Here is a 15,344-nt window from a genome sequence, read left to right as displayed (position 1 = left end):
AATCAACAATTAATGAAATATTTATGTTTAAGTTCTTATAATGTCAAACAGTAAACCTAATTTCTTCGAATCTATTTCAGTTAATGTTGGCACATTGATAAATAAACGGTCCGTAGCTCTACTTATTGCTACATAGTTTATTCTTTGCTCTTCTTTATTGTTATCGTTTAAGTTAGGGTTAAGTAAAAATTCGATGTCGCTCTCTTCTTGTAGAACAACCAAGACATTTTTGAATTCATCTCCCTTTGCTTTGTGAATTGTTTTGTGTCTGCTAGTATCTTCGTCAATTCTTACACACAGAGCTAATTGCTGGTAACTATGGCTATCATAAAAGGTCTTAGCAGCACCCCTTGATAAATTTGATATATCAGGTTTTATATTGCTTTTTACAAAAGAATGGAATTCTATCAATGTTTTTTCTTTGAAATCTTCATACTTAGAGAGGAGTACACAAAGATTTTTCAAAGCTTCTTTTCTTCCTTTATCTTTGTCATTCTTATCTTTGAAAATCCTCTCTAATTCTTTTAATGCACTTTTAAATTCGTTCTGGCGTGCAAACTCAGTTGCTTTTATACAGGCAATAATCACTTTACTTCTGTACTTATTGCTACTGCTAGGAGTATCTTCGTTTAAAAGTGCTTCAATTAACTTGTTGTTAAATAAATCCCCTATAATTTCCTTTTTCATCGCATTCGAGATTATATTTTTTCTTGACAAAGAATTTACCGGCTCGTTATTACTCTTTTCTTTAGCTATTCTCAGAGCATCTAGCCGCTCTCCCACAATAATTATGGGTTTGTCCCCATTAATACTTCTGAATTTGTTTTGTTTTATATCTACGCGTACTGTATTTAAAATATCTATAATTTGATTTGTGCTTCTTCTATTATCCGCCATTATATAATCAACCATGTTGTTTAAGTTAAATGAATGAAATTGAAATGGTTTTGCTCCTTGAAAGCTATAGATAGACTGAGCTTTATCACCAATTATCCCGACTATCGTTTCTTTTTCCCCTATTAATTCCATAATCTTCACTTGTATAGGATTTGTATCCTGGAATTCATCAACAAAAAAGTATGGAAATTTGGATTGCAACACTTGTAAAATAAAGGGGTACTTTTCAATTAATTGATAACTAAAAAAGAGTACATCATCATGGTGAATTATACCTCTTTCCCAACACATTTTTTTATATTCATAGTACGAATCATTCTTGATAGGATATTTACCAATCTTGCGAGGATAATCAGGCTTTGCTACTAAAGTTCCTAAATCATCAAATTTCCATTTTATTGAATTAAAAGCTTCAACAATTAGTTTATCTTCCTTGAATCTTTGCTGTTGAGTTCTGTTTTTCCATTCTTTTAAAAAAGAATAATTTGATAGAATAATGTCATCATGCCCGTCCATTGATTCCACGTTCACCCCATAATCATCAACAAGAAAAATGGCGTATGGTTTTACAATATGTTTGTATAAAAAACTATGGATAGTAGATACTTCAACTTGATTTATTGTAGTATTTAAACGGGTTAAAATCGTTTCGACTCCAATATTTGTGTAAGTAATGCACGCTACTTTGCGAGTTTTCTCTAATCTTGTAGATCTATAGAGAACATTCTTAATATGTTCAACTAACCAATGAGTCTTTCCTGCCCCTGGACCCGCAGAGACTCGAAAATGGTGCTCAATAGGAATCAATGTATCAGAGCTTATTGGGATCATTTACATAACCACGCAATGGCTTCTTTTATGTAATCAGGAACAATGAATTTTTTATATTTATCAGTTCCTTTGTTTTGTAAATTTTCATCCAAAATATATGCAAGCTCCAAAGCGTTTTCTCCTTTCCCTACTGAATTAAGATATCGTGAAGCAATTAATCCTCTACATTTTTGTTTCTCGTTCCAAGAAGTGTTTTGATTAATACCTTCAATAATTCTTTTATTCTCATCGCTTTTTCTTAGTATAGATTCATAATCTGTTTGTGGTTTTCCGTCTGTATAAAGCCTCATTAAGCTCTTAATTTCATCTTGATTTTTCATAGAATCTGTCACCAATATTTCGAGAGAAGGATTAACTAGAATCAGATCATATTCCAGTGTTTTTCCTTCAACTTTATCTTGACTAAAAAATGCAATATTAGGGTGAGTACCTGGTTGGTACAATAAATTGTTTCTTTTATACTCATACTCCTCAGTATTAGCATCGTATTCAAACGGGTAGCATTTTTTGAAATTAGTGTTAGATGATTTTTTCTTCCTTTCAGGGTCCTGATCTGTCAAACAAACAATTCTTTTATTTAGAGTATTTGCTTTCTCAGTGTCAAACAAATGAAGGAAATGATTAAAATATCTGCCACCTACATTTATAACTGCAATATGATTTTCCTCCAAAGAAACACCTTCATATTCCGCAAAAACTGACAATAATAATTGTTCAGCTAGGCCTTCTACTAAAATTATTTTTTGAGCAAAAAGCATATCCGATTTAGTCGCATCTAAAAATCTTTGAACATATTTTTTACTGTTTTCATCTGTCGGAAATACTTTTCCAGGATATCCAATGGAAGTAGTTCCTCCCTCGTTATGCAAACAAATAATTTCATCTAGAGCTACTGAAGATGTAATATGCGTGGAGTGACTAGTCACAAAAATTTGTCTAACCTTTTTATCAATTTTGTTTTTCTTTAAAAATTTTAGAAACTGATACTGCATGGCAGGATGCAGATGTGCTTCTGGCTCTTCAATTGCTAATATAGGAAAAACTTTTGCATTGCTTCCTAAATATCCACCATCTGCATTAACTTGCATTTTTGATAGAAGTAAAGACATAAAAATTAAGTTATTGTAGCCAAGACCGTTATGTGACGCTGGTATCTTTATCCCTGTTTCAAATTCAACAATAAGCCGCAACGCGGAGAACATTTCTACATCTGATAAACTTCCTTCAAAATTAGGTATTGCTTTATTAAATGAAGCTCCTGTATCTTTTGCATACGATAAAATGTGTTCTTTACCAACACTCATTCTATCTTGTAAGTCACGTAATAATGTACCTGCAATCTCACTAAACTCCATCTGCTTCTTTTTAATTTCTGTTTTCTTTACTTCATCAGATTTTACAACGTCTGATTTTATTTCATAATCCATAAAAAATTCCAATACATCTTTAAGAAGAGTGTTTCTACCTGAAAACATATCTCTCTCAACATCACGGATAGCATCTAAAAATTGAAAATCAAATTTCTGTAAAAATTCACCTTCAGCTGTATTCTGAACAGTTTTATCTCCGCCCCATATTTTATGAACATAGAGCCTTATAAAGTCATGTTTTATTATTTTCCAAGCGGAATCTAGATCAGGGGAATTTTTAATATTATCTAGGTAACGAGCTCTTTCCTTTTCAGGAAGAAAAAAATCGTATGTTACCATCGCTTCGTAAGGTTCATCTAGCTTAGTAAGCCAATTCCCAACTGTCACTAAGTCATCTGAATTTAAATCCTCATTTAAGCTTTGTTTTATCACTAAACTTATGGTAATTCGAGGTGGATTTTCTATCAATTCTGAAAGAGCAACATTTTTATTGAAGTCATCTATATCCAAACGTTTGGTTCCTTGGGAATCAAGTACCAAGGCTAATGCTTTAAGTAAATTAGTCTTTCCAGCATTATTATGACCAATAATTACATTCACTCCATCGTTAAATTCTATTACTTGTCTTTTGAAATTCCTGAAATTATCAATTATCATTTTATGTATATACATGTTCTACCTCCTCTTTTTCATAAGATCATACTTTATCTATCGATTCCCAAATGATGACCCTTTATATGTTCTCCAACTGCGAATGTATATCTGATAATAGCTTTTTTAGGTATATTGTACCATAAAGAATAAGACCTTTGGAATAAAATCCAGAAGTTTACTATAACTATCAGGGAGGTGCTGAAACTATAAGATTAGTAATAAGTAACTATCAAGGACTAATTATGGGTGGTCCCAAAGAGCTTTATTGACAAGTAATCTTTTGTGCTGAGAAGTGAACAGTATTTTATCTAGTCATTGGAGGGTAAGGGCACGAAGCCAACTTAATCAAGTAAACACTTTTGTGTGTTCAGCATCCCATACTGATTGGTGCATCATTATTTGCACTCGGTTTAAGCTATCCCTCACAAGCTCCTACTGAAATCTTCCTTTCATCCTTCCCGAATCGAGACAAGTAGTTTGCTTGCTCTGCGGACTTGAAAACAATCCTTTATGCACCTTTATTTTGCTAACTCTATCCATCTTGGCTTTCAAATGAAAACCCCAAACGACTTGCCTAGGAGATTCCCCCAAGGCACCGATTCCACTAAAGTGAAAGATGAAGAAATCGGCTCATTCACTGGATTTGATCGGCCTCAGACCTCGAAAATATTTGGTTTGGAGAATCGCTCACAAATCCTTGTCAGAAGAACTATCTCCACTTGACAATCTGACTTTGCAAAACAAAACAACCCTTGAAACTTTATCAAGGGCTTAAATTATCAAATATTGTTTATCAACTGTACTATACGATTTTCTTGTCACACTGTAATCGCTTATAAAGTTACTCTACAGGTTTTTTATAACACCAATCCGGGTCATACGGTAAAGATTTCAGCTTTTGTATGTCCTCCCAGCTGTATGTCCAATCATTATCTGCTATCCAGAAATAATCATCTGGATTCAGCTTGAGATATTCATACATAAAATGAAGTATCAACTCTTGATTACCATAGATATCCTCAATATGCCCAACCTGATATAGCGATTCACTAGTATCTAAACCTAAATCTTCGTGATAATAAAATTCAGTACTCGGGCTATTTATGCTGTGAATATGGAAAATTAATGAGGATTCATTATCCCCTGTGATTGACTTACGGTTAATATTAAGCGTTGTATACAAAAACTCTCCTTCGTTTGTATTCGTTTTGTTGTTATAGAAATAAAGAGCAGAGTCGGAATGAAAAGCTGCAACAATAGTGTCAGCCAAGAGTTGCTCTGGAGAATATTTATCTTTGTTCGTTAAAATAACAGCTGAAGTACCCATACTTTACTTCAATACCCCCTTGAGTTCATCTAAAGAGTTCACAACAGTAACACCTCTAGATTTGATTAATTCCAATTTTATCAGATCATTCGGATGTGGATTAGTCAATGGCTTGTCAATATATAAAATGACCTTCTTCTGTTCATAGTTAAAGAAATCTTGGTGTTTTACATTCACGTATTTATCAAACTGTTCCACATCTGTGATGGCTTTCAATGATTTTTTAACTTCAATAATTTCATGTTTCGTTACTACGTCAAAATCCCCTGCAGGATTGCCATCAGCCCTTTGAATTTTTTGGCTGAAGGCTGTAACTTCCTTACTTTCTCTTACAGCGTAAGCTGCTTTGGCTTCAGTTGCTTTTCCTGAGTCCTTACTGTTTAACAATTGATCAATGTCTCGATTAATATTTTTGGGATGCTGATCATCCCAATGCAGCACATTACCGACAGGATTGGTGTATGTCGTTTTGTTTCCTTCTTTAACTATACTACCGATATTAGAAGCCTGCTCCGTAATCTCAGAACCCCTTTTTTGCCCATTTGCTTTCTTCGCTTCAGCCGCTTCCAGATTCTTTTTAAACTTCGCCACTGCTGGATGGGATGAAGGCAACCGGAAAGGCCCTTTGGAACCTGGCATACTCCCACGAACCATCTGAAATGCCATGAAAACCTGGCTAAACTTTAGAGAAGCAAGCATCGTCTGAGCATACTTATCTGATACAGGTTCCCCTGTCATCGGATGAATGCCCATCTCAAACGCCTTGATCTGCATCGCATAAATATCTTCGCCAAGGGGTTCTACATTCACTGCTTGCATCCGGATGATATCCAGATGCCCCTGATCCCTCTGATAAGCTTGAAGAGCAGCCTGATCGGTAACACCTTGCTGATTCACAGGCATCATCTTCCTAAACATCGAGTTATAGGCCATTCGGTATCCCTTATCATCCGAACTTGTATTAGTTACCGAATTCCTTATCATCGCTGCCGCACTCACGGTCCCAATAGCACTGCCCAGACTCACCTGCTCAGCATCTGTATTCTCAAAACGCGTGGCGATATCCTTCAATTCCCTGGAGGTCCTCACCATACTCTCTAACGCTTTATCCAGAATAGGACGTGACCGTTCAAACTCATAGAAAAATCTCTCCTGTGTCGCTCCTACCCAAAACGTCTTAATAAACATGATCTGTCTTGTGAGATCTCCTTGTATACTCTCCATCTGTTGTCTGGCCCGATCCACCTGATTCGATACGTGATGTAGTTGCTCAGGGGTAACTTTAATTGTACTCATGCATTTTCACCGCTCATCTATGATAAGATAAGACTATGTTAGCAGAATTTTAATGTTGACTATATCAGGCTTATCTCCTGATTTAACTTAATGAACCTACTCACATTGTTCAATACTACGGTCCAAACTCATTTCTCGTATACGTAAAGGAGGATTCTGAAATTAATATCAAAACAAAACCAGCCCTTAAGATGAGCTGGCTTGCTAACTAGCACTTTTTTTTAATAATAAAGTTGGAATTTCGCTATTTCTCCTCTGAATAAACAAATACATAATTACTCTCATCCGAATTCTCTTCGGAGAAAACAAAATCTAACCGATCAAAACTTCTGATCTCCTTCACATCTGTAATCTTACGCTCTGCCATGTACCGTACCATCTCACCTCTGGCCATTTTCGCCCGGGTTGCCTTTTCAACCATCTTCCCATTGACCATTTGTCCAAATACACAATTGATAAATCGGGTTTCCTCGCTCAAAAAAGGAATGATGTTTTTGCTGTACTCTTTGGAAGCCAAATTTAGAATACAATTGCTCTCTGATTGAAGCTGATCTGCGAGCTTGCTGCCCCAAAAATGATAGAGCGAGCTGAAACCCGGACCTTGCAGCTTGCCCTGCATCTCCAACCGATAAGGTGTAACCCCGTCCAGAGGCCGTAACATGCCATAAAAACCAGATAATATGCGCAAATGCTGCTCCAGATACGCCAGTTCTTCCTGCTGAAAAACACCCGCTGCCATATACTGATACTGAATGCCCTCATAGGCATAGATGGCTGGCGTAAGATTGGCTTTTACATTCATTTTTCGAATCCGTTCCATGTTCTGTTCAGCGATTGCATCATTACACTTCCATAACGCTTTGAGCTCGTCATAGGATAACTTTTGGAGCACACTCAACAGTTGTTCTGACTCGTTTATAAAACGCGGCATCTGCGCGCTGGTCATAAGATCAGTATCGATCTTCATCTTTTTGGCAGGTGATATGATAATTCTCATCGTGCTGATCCATCCTTAATCTACCGTTGTTTTTATCGTTATCCATTGTACAGGATTGGACAGGCGAATCCAATGGTGAAGCATATTTTCCTCTTTTGTCTTAGTAAAAAACTTGGAACAAACAGACTGTAGTCTAGGTTACATTTCGAATGAACAATCGATCGAACCCGCTTTGTCTGAAGTAGGCCCTTGCTACTAGACCAAAGTAAGAACTTATCAATATGCTATTAGCTGAAGTTGGGCCCATATTCTCATGGTCACCATGAACTGTTTGTTATGATTATGTACGATGTATTTGTATTGCTATTTTCCAAAGAGAAAGGGTGCGCATTTTATGTTTGTTTTTCATTTACTGCTCGCTCTCGCACTTTTGGGCGGTTCAGGCAGCTCCAATGATGCCACATCTACACCACTGGAAATCAATCCGTTACAGCCTCATCCTGCTGATTCTGAGCTTGTCTTGGAATCCGGTTTAAAGCCTTTCCGTGCTGAACTAACATACAAAGGACTTAAGCCAGATTATAATCCATTCGAGCAAGCTGCCAGCGATCTTCAGGACAAGCTTTTTGAAAGTGCACCATCTCCGCTTCTGTCCGAACCGGGAGATACAGGCACATTTGATTACGGCGGACAACTCCAATTGTTAAAAGCTGTGCATCTGAAACAAAGTATTGAATTCGGGCCATTAACGATTCATATTATGGATGTTCAATTATTAGAGGCTCGTGAGATTCCTCAGGATTCCCGAGAAAACATTGCAATTCTCAATCAAGAAGATATCGGTTCTGATATGACTTATATCAAAATCGTCTACAGTGTAGAAAATACAACGGCTCAAAACATCGGATTTTACGGGTTGAATTCCATTCATCCGAACACGGGTAAACCCATCTCAGCAGATCGTAATTTCATGAGGAAACCTTATGTTTATCATCAATATGACGGCGTAGTCATGGATAATATGGGCTATGGTTTCGTATATACAGATGACACTGACAAGCTGGAATCCATTGAATTGGTTTTCAATAGAATCTATGACTATGACACCGGAGAGACCATTGTAGAGCCTACTTCGTTGAGTATTCCTTTCACGGTCCAACCATAAAAATAAACTCCTATTTACTTCAATGCCAAGATATCATTTGTCCACGATAACATCATTGTTAAACCCCAGCCACGTACCTGCAGAAGCGCAGCATACACAGCTGGGGTTCCTTGTTGTTATTAAAAAAATGTATTTGCTCTATCTACTGCCTCAACCTGCCTCATCTCGTAAAATCATGCTGCCCAATCGTCAGGAGTGTCGGCCTGCTTTTGCTCCATAGCGAGGTTGCGATCTTCGGATTGTAATAATAGAGCGCACCATTCGTCGGATCAGCACCATTCAAAGCTTTCCGTGCTGCCTTATAAGAAGTAGCCGTCGGCTTTGTATTGAACTGACCATCATCAATTGCAGTGAACTGCCCTTTCTGGAAAATCACCTGCGGAATGGATGACGGAAATGCATTGGATTGCACCCGATTCAAGACGACCGCCCCTACAGCAACCTGTCCTTCAAAGGATTCCCCGCGCGCCTCCCCGTGAATTAGCTTCGCCAACTGGCGCAGCGTCTCACCTTCGGCTTTGGCCTTTTTGTTCAGCCTATTCAGTGTAGCCGGGCCTGCAATCCCATCCGCACTCAGGCCCTGAGCCTGCTGAAATTTGCGTACAGCGCTTTTGGTAATGGAACCGTAATATCCGGTCAATCCGGCTTTGAAGTAACCCAGATCCCGCAATTGCTCCTGCAATTGCAGCACATGCTCACTTTGAACGCCCTGCTCCAGCTTCTGGGCTCCCGCAGACGGAGCTGCCATCGTGAGGCCAAGAGCAATCGCAAAGGCACTGAGTAGTACACTGACTCGTCCTGCTCTTTTGCCAGCCTTTTTCCCCCTCCGATGAGTTACTGCCCGACTCACGGTAATCGGTTCCATGTTGCCAGCAATTTTACTTAATTCTAACCTATAGGCCCTGATCAGTTCATTGGCACTTTTCGTTCCATTCACATTATGCTTTGTAGCCATTTTATTCGTTTGATCCATTTTATTATCGTTTTTCATGATTCAATTAACCTCCATTATTCTGAGTCCAGACCCCACTTTTTCCCCTGAACCCTCCCTTATGGACATCCCGAGTGTCATTATAGGATATCGCCAAAGTGCCGTCTATCGGACCGATGGAGCATGAAAAACAGGGCCTTGAATATAGCAAAAAGAGGCATGAGCCCATGGTCATATCAGGGCTATGCCTCTTCTTGTATCAACCTTATGCCGCTTGTCCAGCCTCCATTTCCGTAGGCAGGCAGACCCGCACAAAAGTTGCGCTTGAATTTATTTACATCTACTCTGCCAGTTCCTGACCCTTCGTTTCCCGGCCAAGGAACAGTACAGCTGCTGCCCCAATCAGGATTGTCACGAAGAAAATCGTGAAAATCATGCTGATGGCTACCTCACGCTGAACCAGCATGCCGACCATCAATGGAGCAAGTACGCCCCCGATGCGGCCCACCGATGTGGCAAGACCCACACCTGTCGAACGAACCGAATCTGGATACAATTCCGGACTATACGCGTACAGACCACCCCATGCCCCCAGATTGAAGAAAGAAAGACAGATGCCTGCGGTGAGAATCGCCGCTTCGGTTGTTGCCAAACCAAAAGCAATTGCACTCACTGCCGTCAGTGTAAGATAAACGACCAGGACGAATTTACGTCCGTACCGCTCGATAAAATAAGCCGCTGTAAAGTAACCTGGCAGCTGTGCCAAGGTCATAATCAGCACGTACTGAAAGCTTTTGACCAGAGTGAAGCCTTTGGCCATCACGACGGAAGGCAGCCACAGGAACATGCCATAGTAGGAGAATATTACCGTAAACCACAAGATCCAGAGCATAATGGTTGTCCGGCGATGCGGAGCAGACCATACTGCAGCCACTTTCTCCCGAAACGTCGTCTTCCGGATGGTCTTGTTTTGCTTGTAACGCGGCGGGTCCTGAATGACACGGCGCAGATACAGCGCGTAGAATGCCGGAACAGCACCAATCGCAAATGCAATTCTCCAGCCGTATTCAGGAATCACAAAGTTGGCAATGAGTGCCGATACAATCCAGCCTCCAGCCCAGAAGCTCTCCAGCAGCACGACGGCACGGCCGCGTTCTGCTGTTGGCATGGACTCTGATACCAGTGTGGAGGCTACAGGCAGCTCGCCACCAAGCCCAATTCCAGCAATCAGGCGCAGTACGCACAGTACGGCAAAGCCGGTCGCCAGTGCAGACAAACCGCTCGCAATGGTGAAGATTAACAGGGTCCACATCAAAATGGCCTTACGGCCAAAACGGTCAGCGAGTGCACCCGCAAGCAATGCACCCAGCGCCATACCGATGGAGTTGATACTGGTCAGCACACCGACTTGTCCGGGACTGAGGCTCCATTCCTTGGCAAGAGCTGCCACGATGAAGGAAATCATGCCAACCTCCATTGCATCAAACAGCCAGCTCATCCCGGCACTAAACAGCAGCTTGCGCTGTTTGGGATTCCGCAACACTTCCAGTTTAGTCATAACGATAGCTCCTTGATCTCTATGTAGTCATTCTGACACTAAACCATTATTATGCAGAATGATCCAGAAATCAATGAAAAATACGCTCTCCTCCACGTCACCTTCCAATAGCTCACCCCTTGAGTGAACCCGCTGTCAGACCTGCAACAAAATAACGCTGGAGCAAAATGAACAGCACAATCATCGGAATGGCCGTCACCAGTACTCCCGTCAGCATCATCGGATAGTTCGTCACGTACTCCCCGCGGAACTGCATAAGTGCCAGCGGTAACGTCAATTTGGACTTGCTGCTGAGCATGAGCATCGGAATGAGCAGATCATTCCAAACCATGACCAGCAGGAACGTAGCCGTTGCCGCAAGTGAAGGCGCAGCCAGCGGCAGCGCAATCCGTGTGTATAGGCGCCACTCGCTTGCCCCATCCATGCTGCCCGCCTCCAGAATTTCGGCATTCAGCATGCGCATGAAACCCGTCAGCATGAATACGGAGACAGGCATCAGCATGGCGGCCGATACAACGATCAGGCCCGTCAGACTGTCAGACCAACCCAGCGTACGTGTAAGGGAGTAGATCGGCAGCATGCTGACCTGGGAAGGAACAATAAGCCCAGCCACAAACAGGCCAAACACAATTTTACCCACGCTTCCGCCCCAGCGAACAATGGCGTAGGCAATCATGCTGCTCAGCAGCAGCTCAATCACCACCGTACCCAATGTCACGACAAGACTGTTTCCGAAATATTGCCACATTGGCTGATTGCGAAACATGCCCGTAACGTTATCCCATGTAAACGGATCAGGCCAGCTGAATGGACTGGTAAAGAAGTTGCTGCTTGTTTTGAATGAGGATACAAATACGAAGTACAGCGGCACGATAATCAGCAGCGCGTACACCAACAATATCAGGCGATTGAACCATTTAAGAAACATGTGAACTCCCTTCTGCCTCTTGTGTGAGCACGTTCCGGCATCAATAGCTTACCCGGTCGGCACGCAGTGCCTTGAACTGCACAAACGTCAGCAAGGCCAGCAGAACCAGAAAGATCATCGAACCCGCAGAAGCGAGGCCAAATGAATAGCTGCCAAAGGCGGTATGATAGATATAACGTCGTCAAAATTTCAGTTGCGTAGTTCGGGCCTCCGTCCGTCATGGTGAAAATAAGATCAAATGCCTTAAACGATTGGATCGTTGTATAGGCAACGACAATCGTAGCCGAAGGGGCAAGCAGCGGCCAGGTCACCGTACGGAATACCTGCCATTTGCTGCCACCGTCCATTCGGGCGGCCTCATACAGTTCAGCAGGAATACCTTGCAGGCCAGCGATAAACACAATCATCATTTGCCCGGCATGAGCCCAGACCTGCACGGCTGCAATGGAGTAGATTGCAATTTTGGGATCACCGATCCAGTTGCGTGCAAGACTCTCCATACCTGCCCCGTTTAACCCATAGTTGATCAATCCAATGGATGGATCATACATGAAAGCCCAGATCAACCCAACCGATACGGAGGACAAAATGGCCGGGAGAAAATACAGGGCGCGAAGTACAATCCGCGTTTTGGTGTTTCGGACGAGCAGTAATGCCAGCACAAGTGAAATAAAGGTTTGGGCAATAACCACCGTGAGCATGAATTCAACGTTATTGCCAAAAGCCTTGCGAAAGACGATGCTGCTGAGACTGTCCTTATAATTATCCAGCCCTACAAACGCATACGACGGGGATACCCCGTCCCAATCCGTAAAGGAGTAGAACAGCCCCGTCAATGTAGGAAATACGAACAGTCCCACGTACAGCAGCAACCCGGGTAACAGAAACAGGGATAGCTGAATACGATTCTTCATGACTTATTTCCCGATATGCTGATCGATGATCGCTTGTGCCTGCTGCGCAGCTTCTTCAGGAGAAGTACCGCTAAGCACAGCCTGAATGGAGTTGGTGACTGCCTTCTGATTATCTCCGTTCAGAATGGTGAACCGTGGCTGGAACACGGTCTTTTTGTTTGCCCACTCCCCTGCAACCTGGAGTTCGGCAGAATCATACTTCACGTCATTTACGGTTACGTTCTGACCCGTCTGGTTGGCATACGCTCCAGCCACTTCGGGTTTGCTCAGAAACTCGATAAATTTCTTCGCTTCTTCCGGATGTTTGGACTTGCTGTTTACCGCAAGCATGAACGTCGTGGTATGAACCCCTTCATACTTTGCCTGATCTGCACTTACGGTAATAGGTGCAAGAAGCTTTTGCTCCAAATTCGGATTTTGCAGCTTGTTCTGAGCGAGCTGATAGGAACCACTTGCAAGCATGGCTGCCTTCTCTTGAATGAACAGCGCTCCTGCCGCCGGGTCCTTGGTACCCAGTGCATCCTGCTGGAAGTAGCCTTTATCGTTCAGCTCCTTAATTTGCGTGAGTGTTTTCACCCAGAACTCATCTGTCAGTTTCGCCTCGCCTGCTTCCACTTTGGTAAAAATGTCGTCACTCGGTGCATTATTCATCACCATGGTGTTCATGAACTGCCCTGGACCAATGTCCGCTCCGGCAAAGGCAATCGGGATAATTCCGTTGTCTTTCAGTGTCTGACAGAGCGCCAGGAAACTGTCCCAGTCCTTCGGCGGTGTCAGACCGTATTTTTCAAACAGCTTCACATTATAAATTGGATCGTTGTATACGAGCTGATACGGAATGGCATATTGCTTGCCATCCTGCTGACCTGCCTCAATCAGCTTGGAGTTATAGGCAGAGAGAAAAGATGATCCTGTCAGGTCCGTGAACAATCCGGCTTTGGTAAAAGCATCGAACTGTGCACCCGGGAAGGAGGCAAATACATCCCCTACCGAACCATCACTGATTTTGGATTGAACTGTGGATTGATACTGGTCTGAAGGGAGCGTCTGCATCTCCACATGAATGTTAGGGTTTTCCTTTTCAAATGCATCAATGGTCTTGTTCAGCGCTTCAGCATCTTCACCGCGCCAGTGCATGAAGCTGATGGTGACTTTGCCTGAACCGGAGGAACCGTTCTCGCCTGCTGCAGAGTTATCCCCGCCCCCACAAGCGGACAGCAGCAAGGACATGACCAGCATACTGACCAGGGGAAGGATGAATTTTTTATTTTTTCTCATGAAAGACGACCTCCTGAGTAATGATGAATTAGGTGATAATTAAATTAATTGCTGCTAAGCTGATGCTTCACATTTCTCGTACTCCACTTGCTGCGAATGATCGGCATTACTTTCTCGCCAAATATTTCGGCTTCTTCCAGATGCGGATAGCCTGACAATATGAATGTGGTCACGCCGAGATCCGCGTATTCCATCAGACGCTCTGCAACTTGTTCTGCCGTGCCCACGATGAGGATTGCCCCGCCTGAACGGACAACGGACAAACCTGTCCACAAGTTGGGCCCTACAACGAATTGCTGTTTCTCGGACAATTCACGGAGCTCATTCTGTCTGCGCTGGTTGGTGGCATCTGTCTCAGCAAAAGCAGCTTTCGCTTTCTCAATGGCTTCAGGGGGAACTTTGCTAATAATCTCCCACGCTGCTGCCCAAGCTTCTTCCTCAGTATCCCGAATAAGTACCTGTGCCCGCATTCCGTAACGCAACTCGGCGATCCTGTCCTGTTTCCTGTTTCACCTGTTCGCGGATCACTTCGATCTCCTCAATCTGTTCCTGAATCCAGTCGTGCGGTTCACCCCACATGAGGAACGTATCCGCATGCTCTACAGCCACTCTTTTGGCAATGGGTGAACTTCCCCCCAGATAAAATGGAGGGTAGGGCTTCTGGACCGTTTCCGGCATGCCTACCGGACCATTAAAGTTGTAATACTGACCATTAAACTCCGAATTATTATCGCTGGATGCTTCAGCGTTCGCTTTGGAACCACTTCCGGCAAACTCGGTCAGGTTGAGTCCGGTCGATTGTGTCCACGAACGCTTCATCACTTCCATGTACTCGCTCGCCCGTACGTAACGTTCGTCATGGGCATGCGCCAGCGGATCTCCCAGTTCCTCCAGATCTCGGACCGAGCTGCCCGTCACGACATTAATCATGGCACGTCCGCCAGAGAGTTGATCTAGTGCAGCTCCCATCCGTGCGGCGAGCACCGGTGTAACCAGGCCTGGTCGAATGGCCACGAGAGGACGAAGTGTTTGAGTGTGACTCATTACTGCCGAACCGACGACCCAAGCATCCAGACATGCCCCACCGGTCGGGATCAATACGAATTCAAATCCTGCCGTTTCGGCCGTTTGTGCTACCTGTATCAAATAATCCAGACTCGGTTCCCGTTCCGGGGCGACCCCAACATATTTTCCGTCTCCAGCCGTTGGCAAAAACCATCCGAATTTCAGTTCTTCGTGTTCACTCATATAAGGTCAT

General features: G+C 42.8%; 10 protein-coding genes and 2 pseudogenes. 1 reads left to right on the top strand and 11 read right to left on the bottom strand.

What is annotated here, in order from left to right; genetic code table 11:
* Nucleotides 1-27 precede the first annotated feature (27 nt).
* The 5 genes from ABIC22_RS19060 to yaaA form a co-directional block, all read right to left on the bottom strand.
* Nucleotides 28-1,728 carry a UvrD-helicase domain-containing protein gene (locus ABIC22_RS19060; RefSeq protein ID WP_354483105.1) on the bottom strand — a complete coding sequence of 567 codons (1,701 nt, stop codon included), beginning with the start codon at nucleotides 1,726-1,728 and terminating at the stop codon, nucleotides 28-30.
* Nucleotides 1,725-3,770, bottom strand: a complete 2,046-nt coding sequence (locus ABIC22_RS19055) for an ATP-dependent nuclease (protein WP_354483102.1) — start codon at nucleotides 3,768-3,770, stop codon at nucleotides 1,725-1,727. Before ABIC22_RS19055 ends, ABIC22_RS19060 begins: the two co-directional genes overlap by 4 nt.
* 823 nt (nucleotides 3,771-4,593) lie before the next feature.
* A complete protein-coding gene (locus ABIC22_RS19050) occupies nucleotides 4,594-5,079 on the bottom strand; it encodes a hypothetical protein (protein WP_354483099.1) in 486 nt (161 codons plus the stop codon).
* Nucleotides 5,080-5,082: 3 nt separating this feature from the next.
* Nucleotides 5,083-6,375, bottom strand: a complete 1,293-nt coding sequence (locus ABIC22_RS19045; protein ID WP_354483096.1) for a WXG100 family type VII secretion target — start codon at nucleotides 6,373-6,375, stop codon at nucleotides 5,083-5,085.
* A 244-nt stretch (nucleotides 6,376-6,619) separates the two neighbouring features.
* Nucleotides 6,620-7,372 carry a peroxide stress protein YaaA gene (gene yaaA / locus ABIC22_RS19040; RefSeq protein ID WP_354483093.1) on the bottom strand — a complete coding sequence of 251 codons (753 nt, stop codon included), beginning with the start codon at nucleotides 7,370-7,372 and terminating at the stop codon, nucleotides 6,620-6,622.
* Nucleotides 7,373-7,706: 334 nt separating this feature from the next.
* On the opposite strand from yaaA, the gene ABIC22_RS19035 reads away from it, so the two are divergent.
* Nucleotides 7,707-8,477, top strand: a complete 771-nt coding sequence (locus ABIC22_RS19035; protein WP_354483090.1) for a hypothetical protein — start codon at nucleotides 7,707-7,709, stop codon at nucleotides 8,475-8,477.
* Nucleotides 8,478-8,637: 160 nt separating this feature from the next.
* Here ABIC22_RS19035 and ABIC22_RS19030 read toward each other — a convergent pair whose 3' ends face one another.
* The 6 genes and pseudogenes from ABIC22_RS19030 to ABIC22_RS19005 all read right to left on the bottom strand — a co-directional run bounded on the left by ABIC22_RS19030 (nucleotide 8,638) and on the right by ABIC22_RS19005 (nucleotide 15,334).
* Complete coding sequence (locus ABIC22_RS19030; protein ID WP_095359394.1) at nucleotides 8,638-9,225, bottom strand: cell wall hydrolase; 588 nt, start codon at nucleotides 9,223-9,225, stop codon at nucleotides 8,638-8,640.
* A 523-nt stretch (nucleotides 9,226-9,748) separates the two neighbouring features.
* Nucleotides 9,749-10,966 (bottom strand): MFS transporter, encoded by a 1,218-nt coding sequence (locus ABIC22_RS19025; protein WP_354483084.1) that lies wholly within the window; start codon nucleotides 10,964-10,966, stop codon nucleotides 9,749-9,751.
* A 112-nt stretch (nucleotides 10,967-11,078) separates the two neighbouring features.
* Nucleotides 11,079-11,894 (bottom strand): carbohydrate ABC transporter permease, encoded by an 816-nt coding sequence (locus ABIC22_RS19020; RefSeq protein ID WP_127537890.1) that lies wholly within the window; start codon nucleotides 11,892-11,894, stop codon nucleotides 11,079-11,081.
* Nucleotides 11,895-11,934: 40 nt separating this feature from the next.
* Nucleotides 11,935-12,808 (bottom strand): annotated as a pseudogene (locus tag ABIC22_RS19015) (carbohydrate ABC transporter permease).
* Between the two features lie 3 nt (nucleotides 12,809-12,811).
* Nucleotides 12,812-14,086: an ABC transporter substrate-binding protein gene (locus ABIC22_RS19010; RefSeq protein WP_354483081.1), complete on the bottom strand. Its 1,275-nt coding sequence runs from the start codon at nucleotides 14,084-14,086 to the stop codon at nucleotides 12,812-12,814.
* 44 nt (nucleotides 14,087-14,130) lie between these two features.
* A pseudogene (locus ABIC22_RS19005) lies at nucleotides 14,131-15,334 on the bottom strand (LLM class flavin-dependent oxidoreductase).
* Between the last annotated feature and the right edge of the window lie 10 nt (nucleotides 15,335-15,344).

Origin of the sequence: Paenibacillus sp. PvP094 (genome assembly GCF_040546835.1) — a bacterium.
GTDB lineage: Bacteria > Bacillota > Bacilli > Paenibacillales > Paenibacillaceae > Paenibacillus > Paenibacillus illinoisensis.
This window is presented reverse-complemented; position numbering and strand designations above follow the sequence as displayed.

What these genes read in the sequence shown, in the direction of transcription:
- ABIC22_RS19060 (WP_354483105.1), bottom strand. Translation starts at nt 1,728, where the DNA reads ATGATCCCAATAAGCTCTGATACATTGATTCCTATTGAGCACCATTTT.
- ABIC22_RS19055 (WP_354483102.1), bottom strand. Translation starts at nt 3,770, where the DNA reads ATGTATATACATAAAATGATAATTGATAATTTCAGGAATTTCAAAAGA.
- ABIC22_RS19050 (WP_354483099.1), bottom strand. Translation starts at nt 5,079, where the DNA reads ATGGGTACTTCAGCTGTTATTTTAACGAACAAAGATAAATATTCTCCA.
- ABIC22_RS19045 (WP_354483096.1), bottom strand. Translation starts at nt 6,375, where the DNA reads ATGAGTACAATTAAAGTTACCCCTGAGCAACTACATCACGTATCGAAT.
- yaaA (WP_354483093.1), bottom strand. Translation starts at nt 7,372, where the DNA reads ATGAGAATTATCATATCACCTGCCAAAAAGATGAAGATCGATACTGAT.
- ABIC22_RS19035 (WP_354483090.1), top strand. Translation starts at nt 7,707, where the DNA reads ATGTTTGTTTTTCATTTACTGCTCGCTCTCGCACTTTTGGGCGGTTCA.
- ABIC22_RS19030 (WP_095359394.1), bottom strand. Translation starts at nt 9,225, where the DNA reads ATGGCAGCTCCGTCTGCGGGAGCCCAGAAGCTGGAGCAGGGCGTTCAA.
- ABIC22_RS19025 (WP_354483084.1), bottom strand. Translation starts at nt 10,966, where the DNA reads ATGACTAAACTGGAAGTGTTGCGGAATCCCAAACAGCGCAAGCTGCTG.
- ABIC22_RS19020 (WP_127537890.1), bottom strand. Translation starts at nt 11,894, where the DNA reads ATGTTTCTTAAATGGTTCAATCGCCTGATATTGTTGGTGTACGCGCTG.
- ABIC22_RS19010 (WP_354483081.1), bottom strand. Translation starts at nt 14,086, where the DNA reads ATGAGAAAAAATAAAAAATTCATCCTTCCCCTGGTCAGTATGCTGGTC.